The sequence below is a fragment of the Anoxybacillus sp. LAT27 genome, assembly GCF_022030075.1.
Lineage (GTDB): Bacteria > Bacillota > Bacilli > Bacillales > Anoxybacillaceae > Anoxybacillus > Anoxybacillus kestanbolensis.
The window spans coordinates 73,902-88,099 of sequence record NZ_JAIWYK010000423.1 but is presented as its reverse complement, the minus strand read 5'-3'; the positions used below and the strand labels follow the sequence as shown (position 1 = coordinate 88,099).

12 protein-coding genes are annotated in these 14,198 nt (G+C 43.3%); 11 read left to right on the top strand and 1 reads right to left on the bottom strand.

Annotated elements, in window-relative coordinates; genetic code table 11:
* Positions 1-43: 43 nt before the first annotated feature.
* From prfB to LD028_RS12045, 7 genes are all read left to right on the top strand, one after another.
* Positions 44-1,151 (top strand): peptide chain release factor 2 gene (gene prfB / locus LD028_RS12075; RefSeq protein WP_148284872.1). Its coding sequence is split into 2 segments (ribosomal slippage): positions 44-115 and positions 117-1,151, totalling 1,107 coding nucleotides; the frame shifts between segments, so codons are not numbered across the junction.
* 142 nt (positions 1,152-1,293) lie between these two features.
* Positions 1,294-2,154 carry a YitT family protein gene (locus LD028_RS12070; RefSeq protein ID WP_237811942.1) on the top strand — a complete coding sequence of 287 codons (861 nt, stop codon included), beginning with the start codon at positions 1,294-1,296 and terminating at the stop codon, positions 2,152-2,154.
* Positions 2,155-2,212: 58 nt separating this feature from the next.
* The gene (gene cccB, locus LD028_RS12065; RefSeq protein WP_237811941.1) at positions 2,213-2,539 is read left to right on the top strand and encodes a cytochrome c551; all 327 of its coding nucleotides are present in this window, start codon (positions 2,213-2,215) and stop codon (positions 2,537-2,539) included.
* A gap of 160 nt (positions 2,540-2,699) precedes the next feature.
* Positions 2,700-3,386: a cell division ATP-binding protein FtsE gene (gene ftsE, locus LD028_RS12060; RefSeq protein WP_035047253.1), complete on the top strand. Its 687-nt coding sequence runs from the start codon at positions 2,700-2,702 to the stop codon at positions 3,384-3,386.
* Entirely contained in the window at positions 3,376-4,269 is an 894-nt protein-coding gene (gene ftsX / locus LD028_RS12055) for a permease-like cell division protein FtsX (protein WP_237811940.1), read from the top strand. The genes ftsE and ftsX overlap by 11 nt, the downstream gene beginning before the upstream one ends.
* 19 nt (positions 4,270-4,288) lie before the next feature.
* On the top strand, positions 4,289-5,548 hold the full coding sequence (locus tag LD028_RS12050; protein WP_237811939.1) for a murein hydrolase activator EnvC family protein: 1,260 nt from the start codon (positions 4,289-4,291) through the stop codon (positions 5,546-5,548).
* A gap of 174 nt (positions 5,549-5,722) precedes the next feature.
* On the top strand, positions 5,723-7,159 hold the full coding sequence (locus LD028_RS12045) for a S41 family peptidase (protein WP_237811938.1): 1,437 nt from the start codon (positions 5,723-5,725) through the stop codon (positions 7,157-7,159).
* Between the two features lie 40 nt (positions 7,160-7,199).
* On the opposite strand, the gene LD028_RS12040 is transcribed toward LD028_RS12045, so the two are convergent.
* A complete protein-coding gene (locus tag LD028_RS12040) occupies positions 7,200-7,628 on the bottom strand; it encodes a MerR family transcriptional regulator (protein ID WP_237811937.1) in 429 nt (142 codons plus the stop codon).
* 177 nt (positions 7,629-7,805) lie between these two features.
* Here LD028_RS12040 and LD028_RS12035 point away from each other — a divergent pair, with 177 nt between their 5' ends.
* The 4 genes from LD028_RS12035 (at position 7,806) to uvrA (ending at position 14,136) form a co-directional block, all read left to right on the top strand.
* Entirely contained in the window at positions 7,806-8,972 is a 1,167-nt protein-coding gene (locus LD028_RS12035; RefSeq protein WP_237811936.1) for a PDZ domain-containing protein, read from the top strand.
* Position 8,973: 1 nt separating this feature from the next.
* Entirely contained in the window at positions 8,974-9,198 is a 225-nt protein-coding gene (locus LD028_RS12030; protein WP_237811935.1) for a CsbA family protein, read from the top strand.
* Between the two features lie 108 nt (positions 9,199-9,306).
* The gene (uvrB, locus tag LD028_RS12025) at positions 9,307-11,280 is read left to right on the top strand and encodes an excinuclease ABC subunit UvrB (protein ID WP_237811934.1); all 1,974 of its coding nucleotides are present in this window, start codon (positions 9,307-9,309) and stop codon (positions 11,278-11,280) included.
* Positions 11,281-11,283: 3 nt separating this feature from the next.
* Complete coding sequence (gene uvrA / locus LD028_RS12020; RefSeq protein WP_237811933.1) at positions 11,284-14,136, top strand: excinuclease ABC subunit UvrA; 2,853 nt, start codon at positions 11,284-11,286, stop codon at positions 14,134-14,136.
* Positions 14,137-14,198: the final 62 nt, after the last annotated feature.

The following is a 14,198-nucleotide window of genomic DNA, read 5'->3' as shown; positions in this document are numbered from 1 at the left end:
GCCGAGATGTTTGCATACAATAATGGTTGAGGTGAAGGACATGATCGATTTAGTAGAAATTAAGCAAGAGCTTGAAAAAATGGCTAAGCGATTAGCGGATATTAGGGGGTCTCTTTGACCTCGAAACGAAAGAAGCCCGCATTGAACAACTAGAAGCGCAAATGGCTGCCCCTGACTTTTGGGACGATCAAAAAGCGGCTCAAGCGGTCATTAGTGAGGCGAATGCGCTCAAAGATTTAGTCGGCGAGTTTCGTTCACTTGAAGAGCGATTTGAAAATTTAGAAGTGACATACGAACTTGTCAAAGAAGAACCAGATGAAGAATTACAAAAAGAGCTCGTAGCTGAAGCGAAAAAACTATCAAAAGACTTTAGCGAATTTGAACTGCAGTTACTATTAAATGAACCGTACGATAAAAATAATGCTATTTTAGAACTTCATCCTGGCGCAGGTGGAACGGAGTCACAAGACTGGGCGTCGATGTTGTTGCGTATGTATACGCGCTGGGCGGAGAAAAAAGGGTACAAAGTGGAAACGCTCGATTATTTGCCTGGTGAGGAAGCGGGAATTAAAAGCGTCACGTTGTTAATTAAAGGGCATAATGCATACGGATATTTAAAAGCGGAAAAAGGTGTGCATCGTCTCGTTCGCATTTCTCCGTTTGACGCTTCCGGTCGCCGTCATACGTCGTTCGTTTCGTGTGAAGTGGTACCTGAGTTTGATGACAACATTGAAATTGACGTGCGTCCGGATGAAATAAAAGTGGATACGTATCGTTCGAGCGGTGCGGGTGGTCAGCACGTCAATACGACTGACTCGGCGGTACGTATTACACATATCCCGACAGGTATTGTCGTCACATGCCAATCGGAGCGTTCGCAAATTAAAAACCGCGAAAAAGCGATGAATATGTTGAAAGCGAAGTTGTACCAAAAGAAACTAGAAGAACAACAAGCGGAACTTGCTGAAATTCGCGGTGAACAAAAAGAAATCGGTTGGGGAAGCCAAATTCGTTCTTACGTGTTTCATCCATACTCGCTTGTAAAAGATCATCGAACAAATACCGAAGTCGGAAACGTGCAAGCGGTAATGGACGGCGAAATAGACGTCTTTATTGACGCCTATTTACGTTCGAAGTTAAAACAAGGGTAAGGTGTCCGGTATGGGCACCTTTTTTTGTATATGTTGAAAGAACATATTTTAACTTCACTATATTAAATCATTATTGCGTTAATTCGATGTCATTTACTTCCTACATGGGGGCATGCTATACTCACGAGGGAAGGTGAGAAGCATGCGTAAACGAAACAACATAACAAATCCAGTCGTTGAAAAAATATTGGAATACGTATACATTCTTGTCGGTTCAGCTGTTGTGGCGATCGCATTCAATTTATTTTTACTTCCGAATCGTGTCGCATCAGGTGGGGTGAGCGGCATTAGTACGATTTTACATGCGATGCTCGGTTGGCAACCAGCGTATGTACAATGGGCGCTTAACATTCCATTATTTATCGCAGGTGTGCTATTGCTCGGAAAGCAGTTTGGTGTCAAAACATTAGTTGGTACTGCCTTTTTACCGTTTGTCGTTTATTTGACACATGATGTGGCGCCAGCAACGCACGATCCATTGCTTGGGGCGCTTTTTGGCGGCATTGGCGTCGGCATCGGATTAGGCATTGTGTTCCGCGGTCGTGCATCAACAGGAGGCACCGACTTAGCTGCTCAAATTATTCATAAATATACCGGTTTATCGTTAGGGACGTGCGTCATTTTAATTGATGGCTTAATTGTTTTAACAGCTGCACTCGTCTTTGACTTAGAACGGGCGTTATATGCACTCATCGCGTTATTTGTGACGAGCAAAACGATTGATTTTGTTCAAGTTGGTTTCGGTAATTCAAAAATGGCGATGATTATTACAGAAAAAGAAGAACAAGTGCGGGAAGCGATTTTGCATAAAATTGACCGCGGTGTGACAAAACTACATGCATACGGTGGATACACAGAACAAGAGCGTACAATGCTTATGTGCGTTGTGGCACAAAGTGAGTTCACAAAATTGAAACAATTAGTGAAAACCATTGATCCGTCTGCATTTGTCGTTGTTATGGATGCGGCAGAAGTGCTAGGCGAAGGATTTAAACGTGCCTAACGTAAAAATGATGCGATATAATAGAAATGTATGAAAATGTTGACAAGGGGGATTTCGTATGAAGAAAAAGCTACTGAGCTTATTTGCTGGTACAGCGATTGTGTTAGCAGCCTGTGGTGGAGGGGATAGCACGAGCGAAAAACCAGCTAATGGCGACGGAGATACTGCTTCAGCTGCAGAAGCGGTTTACAAAAAATCGTGTGCAAGCTGTCATGGACAAAATTTAGAAGGTGGCGTTGGACCTGCCCTTGATAAAGTAGGCGGAAAATATTCACAAGACGAAATTAAAAACATTATCACAAACGGTCGCGGTGGTATGCCGGGCGGCTTACTCCAAGGAGACGATGTCGATAAAGTAGCGGAGTGGCTAGCAGCGAAAAAGTAAGAGGATGCTCATTGACGCATCCTCTTTTCATTTGTAACAGTGTTGAAATATAACTGTAAATAAAATTCGCCCCCTTTTTGTCGGAAATGATGATATAATGAACAAGGTAAGAATTTTGCAGGAATATGTAGAAAAACATCGAATACTTAGGTGGTTGCTTATGATTGAGATGCAAGATGTATATAAAACATACCCGAACGGAGTCATCGCATTAAACGGGATTTCCGTTCGTATTAAGCAAGGCGAATTTGTATATGTCGTCGGTCCGAGCGGTGCTGGGAAATCGACGTTTATTAAAATGATGTATCGCGAAGAAAAACCGACAAGTGGCAAAATTATGATTAATGGGGTTAACTTAGCGAATATAAAAGACAGTAAAGTGCCGTTGCTTCGCCGAAATATCGGGATTGTCTTTCAAGACTTCAAGCTTCTTCCAAAGTTAACGGTATATGAAAACGTCGCGTTTGCTTTGGAAGTCATTGAAGAATCGCCAAAAAACATTCGCAAACGCGTCATGGAAGTGCTTGACTTAGTGCGACTAAAACATAAAGCGCGCTTTTATCCAGACGAATTGTCTGGAGGGGAACAGCAACGTGTGTCAATTGCGCGTTCGATCGTCAATAATCCGTCGATTGTCATTGCGGACGAGCCGACAGGAAACTTAGATCCAGATACATCGTGGGAAATTATGGACATTTTCGAACGCATTAACGATCGTGGAACGACGATTGTCATGGCAACACATAACCGTGAAATCGTCAATACGATTCGCAAGCGCGTCATTGCGATTGAACGCGGGAAAATTGCACGCGACGAAGTGAAGGGGGAATACGGTTATGAAGCTTAACACCCTTCGTCGTCATTTTCGTGAAAGTTTAAAAAGTCTCGGACGAAACGGTTGGATGACATTTGCATCCATTAGTGCTGTTACGGTGACGCTTTTGCTTGTCGGTGTGTTTCTCGTCATTATGCTCAATATCCAACATATTACAAAGCAAATTGAGCGCGACGTTGAGATTCGTGTGCATGTTGATTTAAGTGCAACAGACGCAGACAAAGATGCGCTTCGAGCCAAGCTTGAAGCTCTTTCTGGCGTGGAAAAAGTGACGTATTCATCTAAAGATGAAGAGCTACAAAAATTGATTGAAAGCTTTGGAGAAGATGGTCAATCGTTTCGTCTATTTGAACAAGACAATCCATTGAGTGACGTATTTATTGTGAAAGCAAAAAATCCGCTTGATACAGCGAAAATTGCCAAACAAATCGAAAAACTCCCATCTGTTGGAAAAGTGAAATACGGAAAAGGACAAATCGAAAAATTGTTTGCTGCAACGAAAACGATTCGCAATGTCGGATTAGCGCTTATTATTGGACTGCTATTTACAGCGATGTTTCTCATCTCCAACACAATTAAAATTACGATTTTTGCCCGTCGTCGTGAAATTGAGATTATGAGATTAGTAGGTGCGACAAACGGATTCATTCGCTGGCCGTTTTTCCTCGAAGGGCTATGGCTTGGCGTTTTCGGAGCAGTTGTTCCGATTGTGATCGTTCTTTCAGCGTACTCGTACGTATTTGATTTATTATATCCAAAGTTGAAAGATACATTTTTCCAATTGCTTCCGTTTTATCCGTTCGCATGGCAGTTGGCAGCTGTGCTCGTCTTATTAGGTGCATGTATCGGCATATGGGGAAGCATGATGTCCGTCAGACGATTTTTAAAAGTATAGAAAGAGAGAGGGGTTTACGGTGCGAAAAAGATGGGGAACGATGGTAGCTACTGCAATACTTCTTTTTTCAAGCGTTGTTGCGCCTGCATATGCGGTAACGAATCGGGACATTCAACAAAAGAAACAAGAAATTCAAAACGTACAACAAAAGCAGTCTTCGATTGAAAGTAAACTACAACAGTCGCAACAAGAAATTGAGCGATTGAAAGCAGAACAAGAGCAATTAGATGTAGAAATTAAAAAGCTAGATTTAGCGGTAGAAGAAACGAGCGTCAATATTCGTACAAAACAGCAAAACATTGAAGAAACGAAACAGCAAATTGTTGCGCTTCGAAGAGAGATTGAGGAAGTAAAAGAGCGAATTGAGCAGCGCAATGAACTGTTAAAAGAACGCGCCCGCTCGCTGCAAGAAAGTGGCGGAGTAGTAAGTTATTTAGACGTGTTGCTTGGGGCGAAAAGCTTTAGCGATTTTATTGACCGCATGAGTGCAGTTGCGACGATTTTTGAAGCGGATCGTCAAATGATTAAAGAGCAAGAAGCGGATAAAGCGTTAAAAGAAGCAAAAGAAAAGCAATTACATGACAAGTTAGTCAGCTTACAAGAACAACTTGCTGAGTTACAAAAATTAAAGCAAGAATTAAACGAACAAATTGCAGCAAAAGAAAAATTAATGGCACAATTAAAAGAGGAACAGGAGCATGAGGAAGAAAGACAGCTCGCTTTAGAAGAAGAAAAAGAGTTGCTTGAAAAACAAGAAGCGGCGATGAAAAATCAACTACAAGAAATGATTCGTCGCCAAAAAGAACAAGAAGAAGCAAAGAAGAACACATTGTCAAGCCGTGGCTCTTCATCTGGGGGTGCTTTGCCTCCTGTATCTGACGGGGCGTTTATGCGTCCAGCGAACGGTCCAATTACATCGACATTTGGCCCGCGTTGGGGTGAATTCCACTACGGTGTAGACATTGGTAAGCGTGGTGCTAGCGTTCCTGTCGTGGCAGCTGCTGACGGGTATGTGTATCGCTCCTATTACTCCTCAAGCTATGGGAACGTTATTTTTATCATGCATTATATTAATGGACAAGTATATACGACCGTATATGCTCACTTAGAATCGCGTCTTGTCGGTGAAGGACAAAACGTCAGCAAAGGTCAAATGATCGGCTATATGGGCAACACAGGTCGTTCGTTTGGTGCGCACTTACATTTTGAGTTGCATCGTGGGCCTTGGAATGCATCAAAATCGAATGCGGTAAATCCAATGCAATACGTTCCGTTTTAAAGCACAGCTTGCCTGCTGTGCTTTTGCGTATTGGTTGAGAAAATGGTACGCTCGGTGTAAAATAAATACATCTTCATCAGTTATGAACAGTACAAGCTATTCATATAATGAAAACAAACAGGCATCGCACACGGTGTGATGCCTTTCATGTATCGAAGGGTGAGGAGGCAAAACATGAATAAAAAAACAATCGCAGCACTCATGGCTTTATCGATGTTGTTCGGCTCTGGGGTGACGTATGTCGGGATGCAGTCGCTTTCTTCCGATACGTCAACGATGACGATCAACATCCCAACAACAACGGAGAAGCCATCGAACGAAGAACTACAAAAAATTGAACAAGCATACAGCATGATTAAACAAAAATACGTTCAAAACGTAGATGAAAAGCAGCTCATTGACGGTGCGATTCAAGGAATGATTGCGACGTTAAAAGACCCATACTCCGTTTATATGGATAAAGAAACAGCAGAGCGGTTTAACGAGTCGCTTGATTCTTCTTTCGAAGGAATTGGAGCGGAAGTAAGCATGGTCGACGGCAAAGTGACGATCGTGGCTCCATTTAAAGGGTCGCCTGCGGAAAAAGCAGGGCTTCGTCCGAACGATCAAATTATGAAGGTCAATGGTGAAAGTTTAGAAGGACTTGATTTATATGAAGCGGTACTAAAAATTCGCGGAAAAAAAGGAACGATCGCTCGTTTAGAAGTCATTCGTCCGGGAGTTAGCGGCGTTTTAACGATTGAAGTCGTTCGTGACGAAATTCCGATTGAAACCGTATATGCATCAATGAAAGAAGTAAATGGCAAACAAATTGGCTACATTGAAATTACATCATTTGCAGAAAAAACAGCTGAAGATTTCAAAAAGAAGTTAGCTGATTTCGAGAAAAAAGGAATCGCGGGACTAATCATCGACGTGCGCGGCAACCCAGGTGGATATTTACAAAGTGTGGAAGACATTTTGCAAGTGCTTGTGCCAAAAGATAAACCGTACGTCCAAATTGAAGAACGCGATGGGGATAAACAGCAATTTTTCTCAAATATGACGAAGAAAAAAGAGTATCCGATTGCTGTGCTCATTGATAACGGCAGCGCCTCAGCGTCAGAAATTTTAGCAGCGGCATTAAAAGAAGCGGGCGGTTATATGCTCGTTGGTGAAAAAACGTTCGGAAAAGGAACGGTACAACAGGCGTTGCCGATGGATGACGGTAGCCATATTAAATTAACGTTATATAAATGGCTAACACCGAATGGAAATTGGATTCATCAAAAAGGCATTGAACCAGATGTGAAAGTAAAACAGCCTGACTTTTTCTATGCTCATCCGCTTCAAATCGATAAGCCGTTGGCATATGACATGAACAACGAACAAGTGAAAAGCGCACAACAAATGTTAAAAGGTCTCGGTTTTGACCCGGGTCGCGAAGATGGCTACTTCAGCAAACAAACGGAGCAAGCTGTTCAATCGTTCCAAAAAGCGAATGGCTTACAAGTGACAGGAAAAATTGATAAGCAAACAGCGAATATGTTGCAAACAAGAGTGATGGAAGCCGTTCGCGACGAACGATACGATGAACAATTGAAACGGGCATTGCAACTCATTGCGAAATAAAACATATCCCCCTGCCCATGTTGAAGGCAGGGGGAAACTATTATAAAAAGAAGCTAATAATGCCACGTCGTTTTTGTTTTGTTGGTTGCTCGATAGCTGGTTCGATTTGTTTTTGTTTTTCAAGTTGTGCGATGCGTTGTTCGAGCTGTTGCATATATTGAAGCATTTCTTCCATTTCGCGGCGATGTTGCAGCAATTGAAAGGAGACGACGTCATCTGCTTTTTGTTCGATTTTCCGTTCCAGTTCGTGTAATCGTTGTTCTACTTCTTCCCACTCAACATGTTCTTTTTCTTCTTCATCGATACTGAGAAACTTATATTTTTCTAATTGTTCAATCGCTTCGCTCGTAAATACGTAATGCCCTGCTTCATTTTTTGTGCATGGAATGTTATATTTTTTCACCCAACGTTGCACCGTTTTTGTCGATACTCCAAGCCGCTTTGCCACTGCGCTCGTCTTTAGTTCCATGTTTCCACGCCCCTTCCGATCATGTTAAGAAAAAAGTTAGACATGTTTTATAAAATTCCTTGCTTATTGACAAAACTAGTGTTCATTCGTCAAAGAAAGTGGATTTTCGTCAACCATAACTGTTTGAAATTTGTTACAATACAACATAGAGGATCGGAAAAAATGGAGATGATGGAGATGGAAGTATGGGGATGGACGTCGCTGCAGGCGTTCGGAACGTTTTGGTTGCAACCTTTACTATATTACGCGTTCATCTTTGCGTTGTTTATTGGTTGGCGTCGTGTACAAAGGGAAAGACGACATTTTCATACGCGCGTCTACCGAACATCGCGTGAGTGGCGTGCGCTCATTCGTTCACGCAGCTGGTTCGCACTCATCTTTTCAATTGTGACTGTTGGGGCAGGGATTGTGCTTCCAAACGATACGCTCGTCTTTTGGGCAATGGTGACGATCATATGTAGTTTTTTTATGCAACTTCGATTGTTATCACCTGCATATGTAGGGAGCATCGTTATATTTACCGTTAGTTTTTTGGCGCAAATGAAGTGGGCACAGCCGTTTTTTGTTCGTTTCTTCCCACACGTCGCACAAACGAGTGTAACCGCCTTAGCGCTTCTTATGGGGTTGCTTTTGTTTATTGAAACGTGGCTCGTTCACCGTGAAGGAGCAGAACTCAGCTCTCCGCAACTTGTGACGAGTAAGCGAGGGCTTACGATCGGTGAGCAAGTTGTTCAACGGCTTTGGATTGTTCCATTAATGATTCCTGTACCAGGAGATGGTGTGCAATCGTTTGCTGCTTGGTGGCCGATCATTGCAGGTGGTGACGCATATTCTTTTGTGCTAGTACCGTTTTTACTCGGTTTTTCTCAACGCGTACAAACAGGAATGCCTGTTCATTTGACGAAATGGACAGCAAGACGTATCGGTTGGTTAGCATCAGTTGTCAGTTTATTGGCTATCGGTAGTTATTGGTTTAATCCACTCGCGATCGTTAGTGCTGTTGTAGCAATCGTATGGAGAGAGTGGATTGCCTTATCAGCGAAGTTGTATGAACAAAAATTCCCACCCTATTTTACAAAGCGAACGAATGGACTTGTGATTTTAGGAGTGTTGCCTGACACGCCAGCGCATAAAATGGCGCTTTCGGTTGGGGAAGTGATCGCGAAGGTAAACGGTACACCTGTGGCAACAGAAGACGAATTTTACACAGCATTGCAACAAAACCGTGCGTTTTGTAAGCTAGAAGTATTGAATGAAAGTGGAGAAGTTCGCTTTGCACAAACGGCTTTATTTGAAGGCGAACATCACGAGCTTGGACTGTTATTCGTAAGAGATGAGGGATAGTATGTGGTTTGTATTAGCATTAATTGTACCGGCATTGTTAGTGATTTTATTTACAAGAGTGACGTATAACCATTATGTTGGCACGTTGCTTACTGTTGCATTACTAATTGCGTCGTATGTGAAAGGATATACCGATCAATTGTACGAAATTGCAGCCGATTTGGCATCACTTATTGTCGGATTTTTATATGCGAAACACATGGTGGAGAAACAAAAACAATCGTAAACCTGTCCAAATGGGCAGGTTTTTTCATAGAATATTTGTTCGTATTTTTCGCTTTTCGCTTTCGTTATGTGGTACAATACGAAGTAGAAATGAAGTGGAGGGAAGAATGTGGACGCCTTTCAATTAGTATCCGCTTATGAGCCGCAAGGTGATCAGCCGAAAGCGATCGCGAAGCTTGTCGAAGGGATTCAACAAGGGAAAAAGCATCAAACATTGCTTGGAGCAACAGGAACAGGTAAAACGTTTACGATTTCTAATGTCATTCAACAAGTCAATAAACCAACGCTCGTCATCGCTCATAATAAAACGTTAGCGGGGCAGCTATATAGCGAGTTTAAACAATTTTTTCCTAACAATGCTGTTGAATACTTTGTCAGCTACTATGACTATTATCAGCCGGAAGCGTATGTGCCGCAGACGGATACGTACATTGAAAAAGATGCAAGCATTAACGATGAAATTGATAAATTACGCCATTCGGCTACTTCAGCGCTATTTGAACGACGCGATGTCATTATTATCGCGAGCGTTTCATGTATTTACGGGTTAGGTTCGCCTGAAGAATATCGCGAACTTGTCGTTTCGCTTCGTGTCGGCATGGAAATCGAGCGGGATCATTTGCTTCGTCGCCTTGTCGACATCCAATATGAACGAAACGATATTGATTTTCGCCGCGGAACGTTTCGCGTGCGCGGAGATGTCGTTGAAATTTTCCCTGCGTCACGTGATGAGCATTGCATTCGCATTGAGTTTTTTGGTGACGAAATTGAACGCATTCGCGAAGTAGATGCATTGACGGGGCATGTGATGGCAGAGCGAGAACATGTGGCGATTTTCCCAGCATCGCACTTCGTCACGCGTGAAGAGAAAATGAAGCTAGCCATCGAAAATATTGAAAAGGAATTAGAAGAACGGCTTCGCCAGTTGCGTGAACAAGGAAAATTGCTTGAAGCGCAGCGATTAGAACAACGGACGCGCTACGATATTGAAATGATGAAAGAAATGGGTTTTTGTTCAGGCATCGAAAACTATTCACGCCATTTAACGTTGCGTCCACCGGGTTCAACGCCTTATACGTTACTAGATTATTTTCCTGACGACTTTTTAATTGTCATCGATGAATCGCATGTGACATTGCCGCAAATTCGCGGCATGTATAACGGTGACAAGGCGAGAAAAGAAGTGCTTGTTGAACATGGCTTCCGTTTGCCGTCGGCGCTCGATAACCGGCCGTTGACATTTGAAGAATTTGAACAAAAAGTCAATCAAGTCATTTACGTATCTGCGACGCCAGGTCCGTACGAACTAGAGCATTGTCCAGAAGTCGTCGAGCAAATTATTCGTCCGACAGGGTTGCTTGATCCAACGATCGACGTACGGCCAATTGCGGGACAAATTGACGATTTAGTCGATGAGATTCAAAAACGCATCGCTCGTAAAGAACGAACGCTCGTGACGACGTTGACGAAAAAAATGGCGGAAGACTTAACCGATTACTTAAAAGATATTGGCATTCAAGTGGCATATTTGCATTCAGAAATTAAAACGCTTGAGCGAATTGAAATTATTCGTAATTTACGATTAGGAAAATATGATGTGCTCGTCGGCATTAACTTATTGCGAGAAGGGCTTGATATTCCAGAAGTATCGCTTGTCGCCATTTTAGATGCGGATAAAGAAGGCTTTTTACGTTCTGAGCGTTCACTTATTCAAACGATCGGACGAGCGGCGCGCAACGCTAACGGTCACGTCATTATGTATGCCGATACGATCACAAAGTCGATGGAAATTGCGATCAATGAAACGAAGCGACGTCGCGCGATTCAAGAAGCGTATAATCGCGAGCATGGCATCGTACCGAAAACGATTCAAAAAGACATTCCAGATGTCATTCGTGCGACATTTGCCGCGGAAGAAAAAGAAACGTATGAAACGAAAGATGTTCGTCATTTATCAAAAGAAGAGCGTGTTGCGTTCATCGCCCAACTTGAACAAGAAATGAAAGAAGCTGCAAAAGCGCTTCATTTTGAACGTGCGGCAGAACTGCGCGATCTCATTTTACAATTGAAAGCGGAGGTGTAACGAATGGATCATATCGTTGTCAAAGGTGCACGAGCACACAATTTAAAAAATATTGATGTCGTCATTCCGCGCAACAAGCTCGTCGTGTTGACGGGATTGTCTGGATCAGGCAAATCATCGCTTGCATTTGATACGATTTATGCAGAAGGACAGCGGCGGTATGTCGAATCGTTGTCGGCATACGCCCGTCAATTTTTAGGGCAAATGGATAAACCGGATGTCGATTCGATTGAAGGTTTGTCACCTGCCATTTCAATTGATCAAAAAACGACAAGCCGCAACCCACGATCAACAGTTGGAACAGTCACAGAAATTTACGATTACTTGCGCTTATTGTTTGCACGCATCGGTCGCCCTGTTTGTCCAACACACGGCATCGAAATTACGTCGCAAACAATTGAACAAATGGTTGACCGCCTGATGCAATATCCAGAGCGGACGAAAATGCAAATTTTAGCGCCCATCGTCTCTGGCCGAAAAGGGACACATGTAAAGACGTTAGAGGAGATTAAAAAACAAGGATATGTGCGCGTCCGAGTTGATGGGGAATTGCGCGATGTATCAGAAAACATCGTACTTGAAAAAAATAAGAAGCATTCGATTGAAGTGGTCATCGACCGCATCATCATGAAAGAAGGGATTCAGTCGCGCCTGTCTGATTCGCTTGAAGCGGCGTTGAAGCTTGCGGACGGTAAAGTGCTCGTCGATGTCATCGGACAAGAAGAGTTGTTATTTAGTGAACATCACGCTTGTCCGCACTGCGGTTTTTCAATCGGTGAACTAGAGCCGCGTTTATTTTCGTTTAACAGCCCGTACGGTGCGTGTCCATCGTGCGACGGGTTAGGGGCAAAGTTGGAAGTCGATCTCGATTTAGTCATTCCAAATAAAGAACTGACGATTCGTGAGCATGCGCTCGCGCCATGGGAGCCGCAAAGCTCGCAATATTATCCACAACTGTTAGAGACGGTATGCCGTCATTACGGCATCGATATGGACGTGCCTGTGAAGCAATTGCCAAAACAACAGCTCGATCTTTTATTGTACGGATCAAATGGAGAGAAAATACATTTCCGCTATGAAAACGACTTCGGTCATGTGCGCGAAACGTATGTGGAATTTGAAGGTGTCGTGCGCAACGTTGAACGCCGCTATCGTGAAACGACGTCCGATTACGTGCGTGAACAAATGGAAAAATATATGACCGAACAGCCGTGTCCGACTTGTCATGGCAACCGATTGAAAAAAGAAAGTTTAGCGGTTTTCGTTGGCGGCAAACATATCGGTAAAGTGACGGCGATGTCGGTGAACGAAGCGCTGACGTTTTTTGAAACGCTTCAGCTAACGGAAAAAGAACAAAAAATCGCTCATCTCATTTTACGTGAAATTGTTGAGCGACTCGGCTTTTTAAAAAATGTTGGGCTCGATTATTTAACGTTAAACCGCGCGGCAGGGACATTGTCAGGTGGAGAAGCGCAACGTATTCGATTAGCGACGCAAATCGGATCGCGGTTAACAGGTGTATTATACGTATTAGACGAACCGTCAATCGGACTTCATCAGCGTGATAACGATCGGTTAATTGCGACGTTGCAAAACATGCGTGATTTAGGAAATACGCTCATTGTCGTCGAGCACGATGAAGATACGATGCTTGCGGCAGATTATTTAATTGACATCGGACCGGGAGCAGGGGCGCACGGCGGACAAGTAGTATCCGCAGGCACACCTGAACAAGTGATGAACGATCCACATTCGTTAACCGGTCAATATTTATCTGGGAAAAAGTTTATTCCGCTCCCGATTGAACGAAGAACGCCAGATGGTCGTTGGCTTGAAGTCGTTGGAGCCCGGGAAAACAACTTAAAAAACGTCGATGTTCGCATTCCTCTCGGGCTGTTTGTTGCGGTGACGGGGGTATCCGGTTCGGGAAAAAGTACGCTCATTAATGAAATTTTGCATAAAGCGTTAGCGCAAAAGTTACATCATGCAAAAGTAAAGCCGGGAGAGCATACGGACATTCGCGGCATTCATTATTTAGATAAAGTGATTGATATCGACCAGTCGCCAATCGGCCGAACACCGCGCTCCAATCCGGCGACGTATACGGGCGTTTTTGATGATATTCGCGATTTGTTTGCGACGACAAATGAAGCGAAAATGCGTGGATATCAAAAAGGACGGTTTAGTTTTAATGTGAAAGGCGGTCGTTGTGAAGCATGTCGTGGCGATGGGATTATTAAAATCGAAATGCACTTTTTGCCGGACGTATACGTGCCATGTGAAGTATGTCACGGTAAACGATATAATCGCGAAACGTTGGAAGTGAAATATAAAGATAAAAATATCGCTGAAGTGCTCGATATGACAGTAGAAGAAGCGCTGACGTTTTTTGAAAATATCCCGAAAATTAAACGAAAGTTGCAAACACTTTACGACGTCGGGCTCGGCTATATGCAACTCGGGCAACCAGCTACAACGCTTTCTGGTGGCGAGGCGCAACGAGTAAAGCTAGCATCTGAGTTGCATCGTCGTTCAACCGGAAGAACGTTATACATTTTAGACGAACCGACAACAGGTTTGCATGTGGATGATATTGCCCGTTTATTACATGTTCTGCAACGGCTTGTCGAACAAGGAGATACGGTGCTTGTCATCGAGCATAACTTAGATGTCATTAAAACGGCAGACTATATTATTGATCTTGGACCAGAAGGCGGCGATGGGGGCGGACAAATCGTTGCAGTAGGTACGCCAGAAGAAGTAGCGCAAGTTGAGCGATCGTATACTGGGAAGTATTTGCAGCCAATTTTGGCACGTGATCGCGAACGCATGCGCCAACGTATACCGAGCGTATAATGCGCTCGGCTTTTTTTATACGAAACTTTCCTTTCCGACAATCGTATGTATAAGTAAAGAAA

Excerpts from the sequence above, each read along its gene's own strand:
- LD028_RS12070 (WP_237811942.1), top strand. The coding sequence starts at position 1,294 with ATGCGTAAACGAAACAACATAACAAATCCAGTCGTTGAAAAAATATTG.
- cccB (WP_237811941.1), top strand. The coding sequence starts at position 2,213 with ATGAAGAAAAAGCTACTGAGCTTATTTGCTGGTACAGCGATTGTGTTA.
- ftsE (WP_035047253.1), top strand. The coding sequence starts at position 2,700 with ATGATTGAGATGCAAGATGTATATAAAACATACCCGAACGGAGTCATC.
- ftsX (WP_237811940.1), top strand. The coding sequence starts at position 3,376 with ATGAAGCTTAACACCCTTCGTCGTCATTTTCGTGAAAGTTTAAAAAGT.
- LD028_RS12045 (WP_237811938.1), top strand. The coding sequence starts at position 5,723 with ATGAATAAAAAAACAATCGCAGCACTCATGGCTTTATCGATGTTGTTC.
- LD028_RS12040 (WP_237811937.1), bottom strand. The coding sequence starts at position 7,628 with ATGGAACTAAAGACGAGCGCAGTGGCAAAGCGGCTTGGAGTATCGACA.
- LD028_RS12035 (WP_237811936.1), top strand. The coding sequence starts at position 7,806 with ATGGAAGTATGGGGATGGACGTCGCTGCAGGCGTTCGGAACGTTTTGG.
- LD028_RS12030 (WP_237811935.1), top strand. The coding sequence starts at position 8,974 with ATGTGGTTTGTATTAGCATTAATTGTACCGGCATTGTTAGTGATTTTA.
- uvrA (WP_237811933.1), top strand. The coding sequence starts at position 11,284 with ATGGATCATATCGTTGTCAAAGGTGCACGAGCACACAATTTAAAAAAT.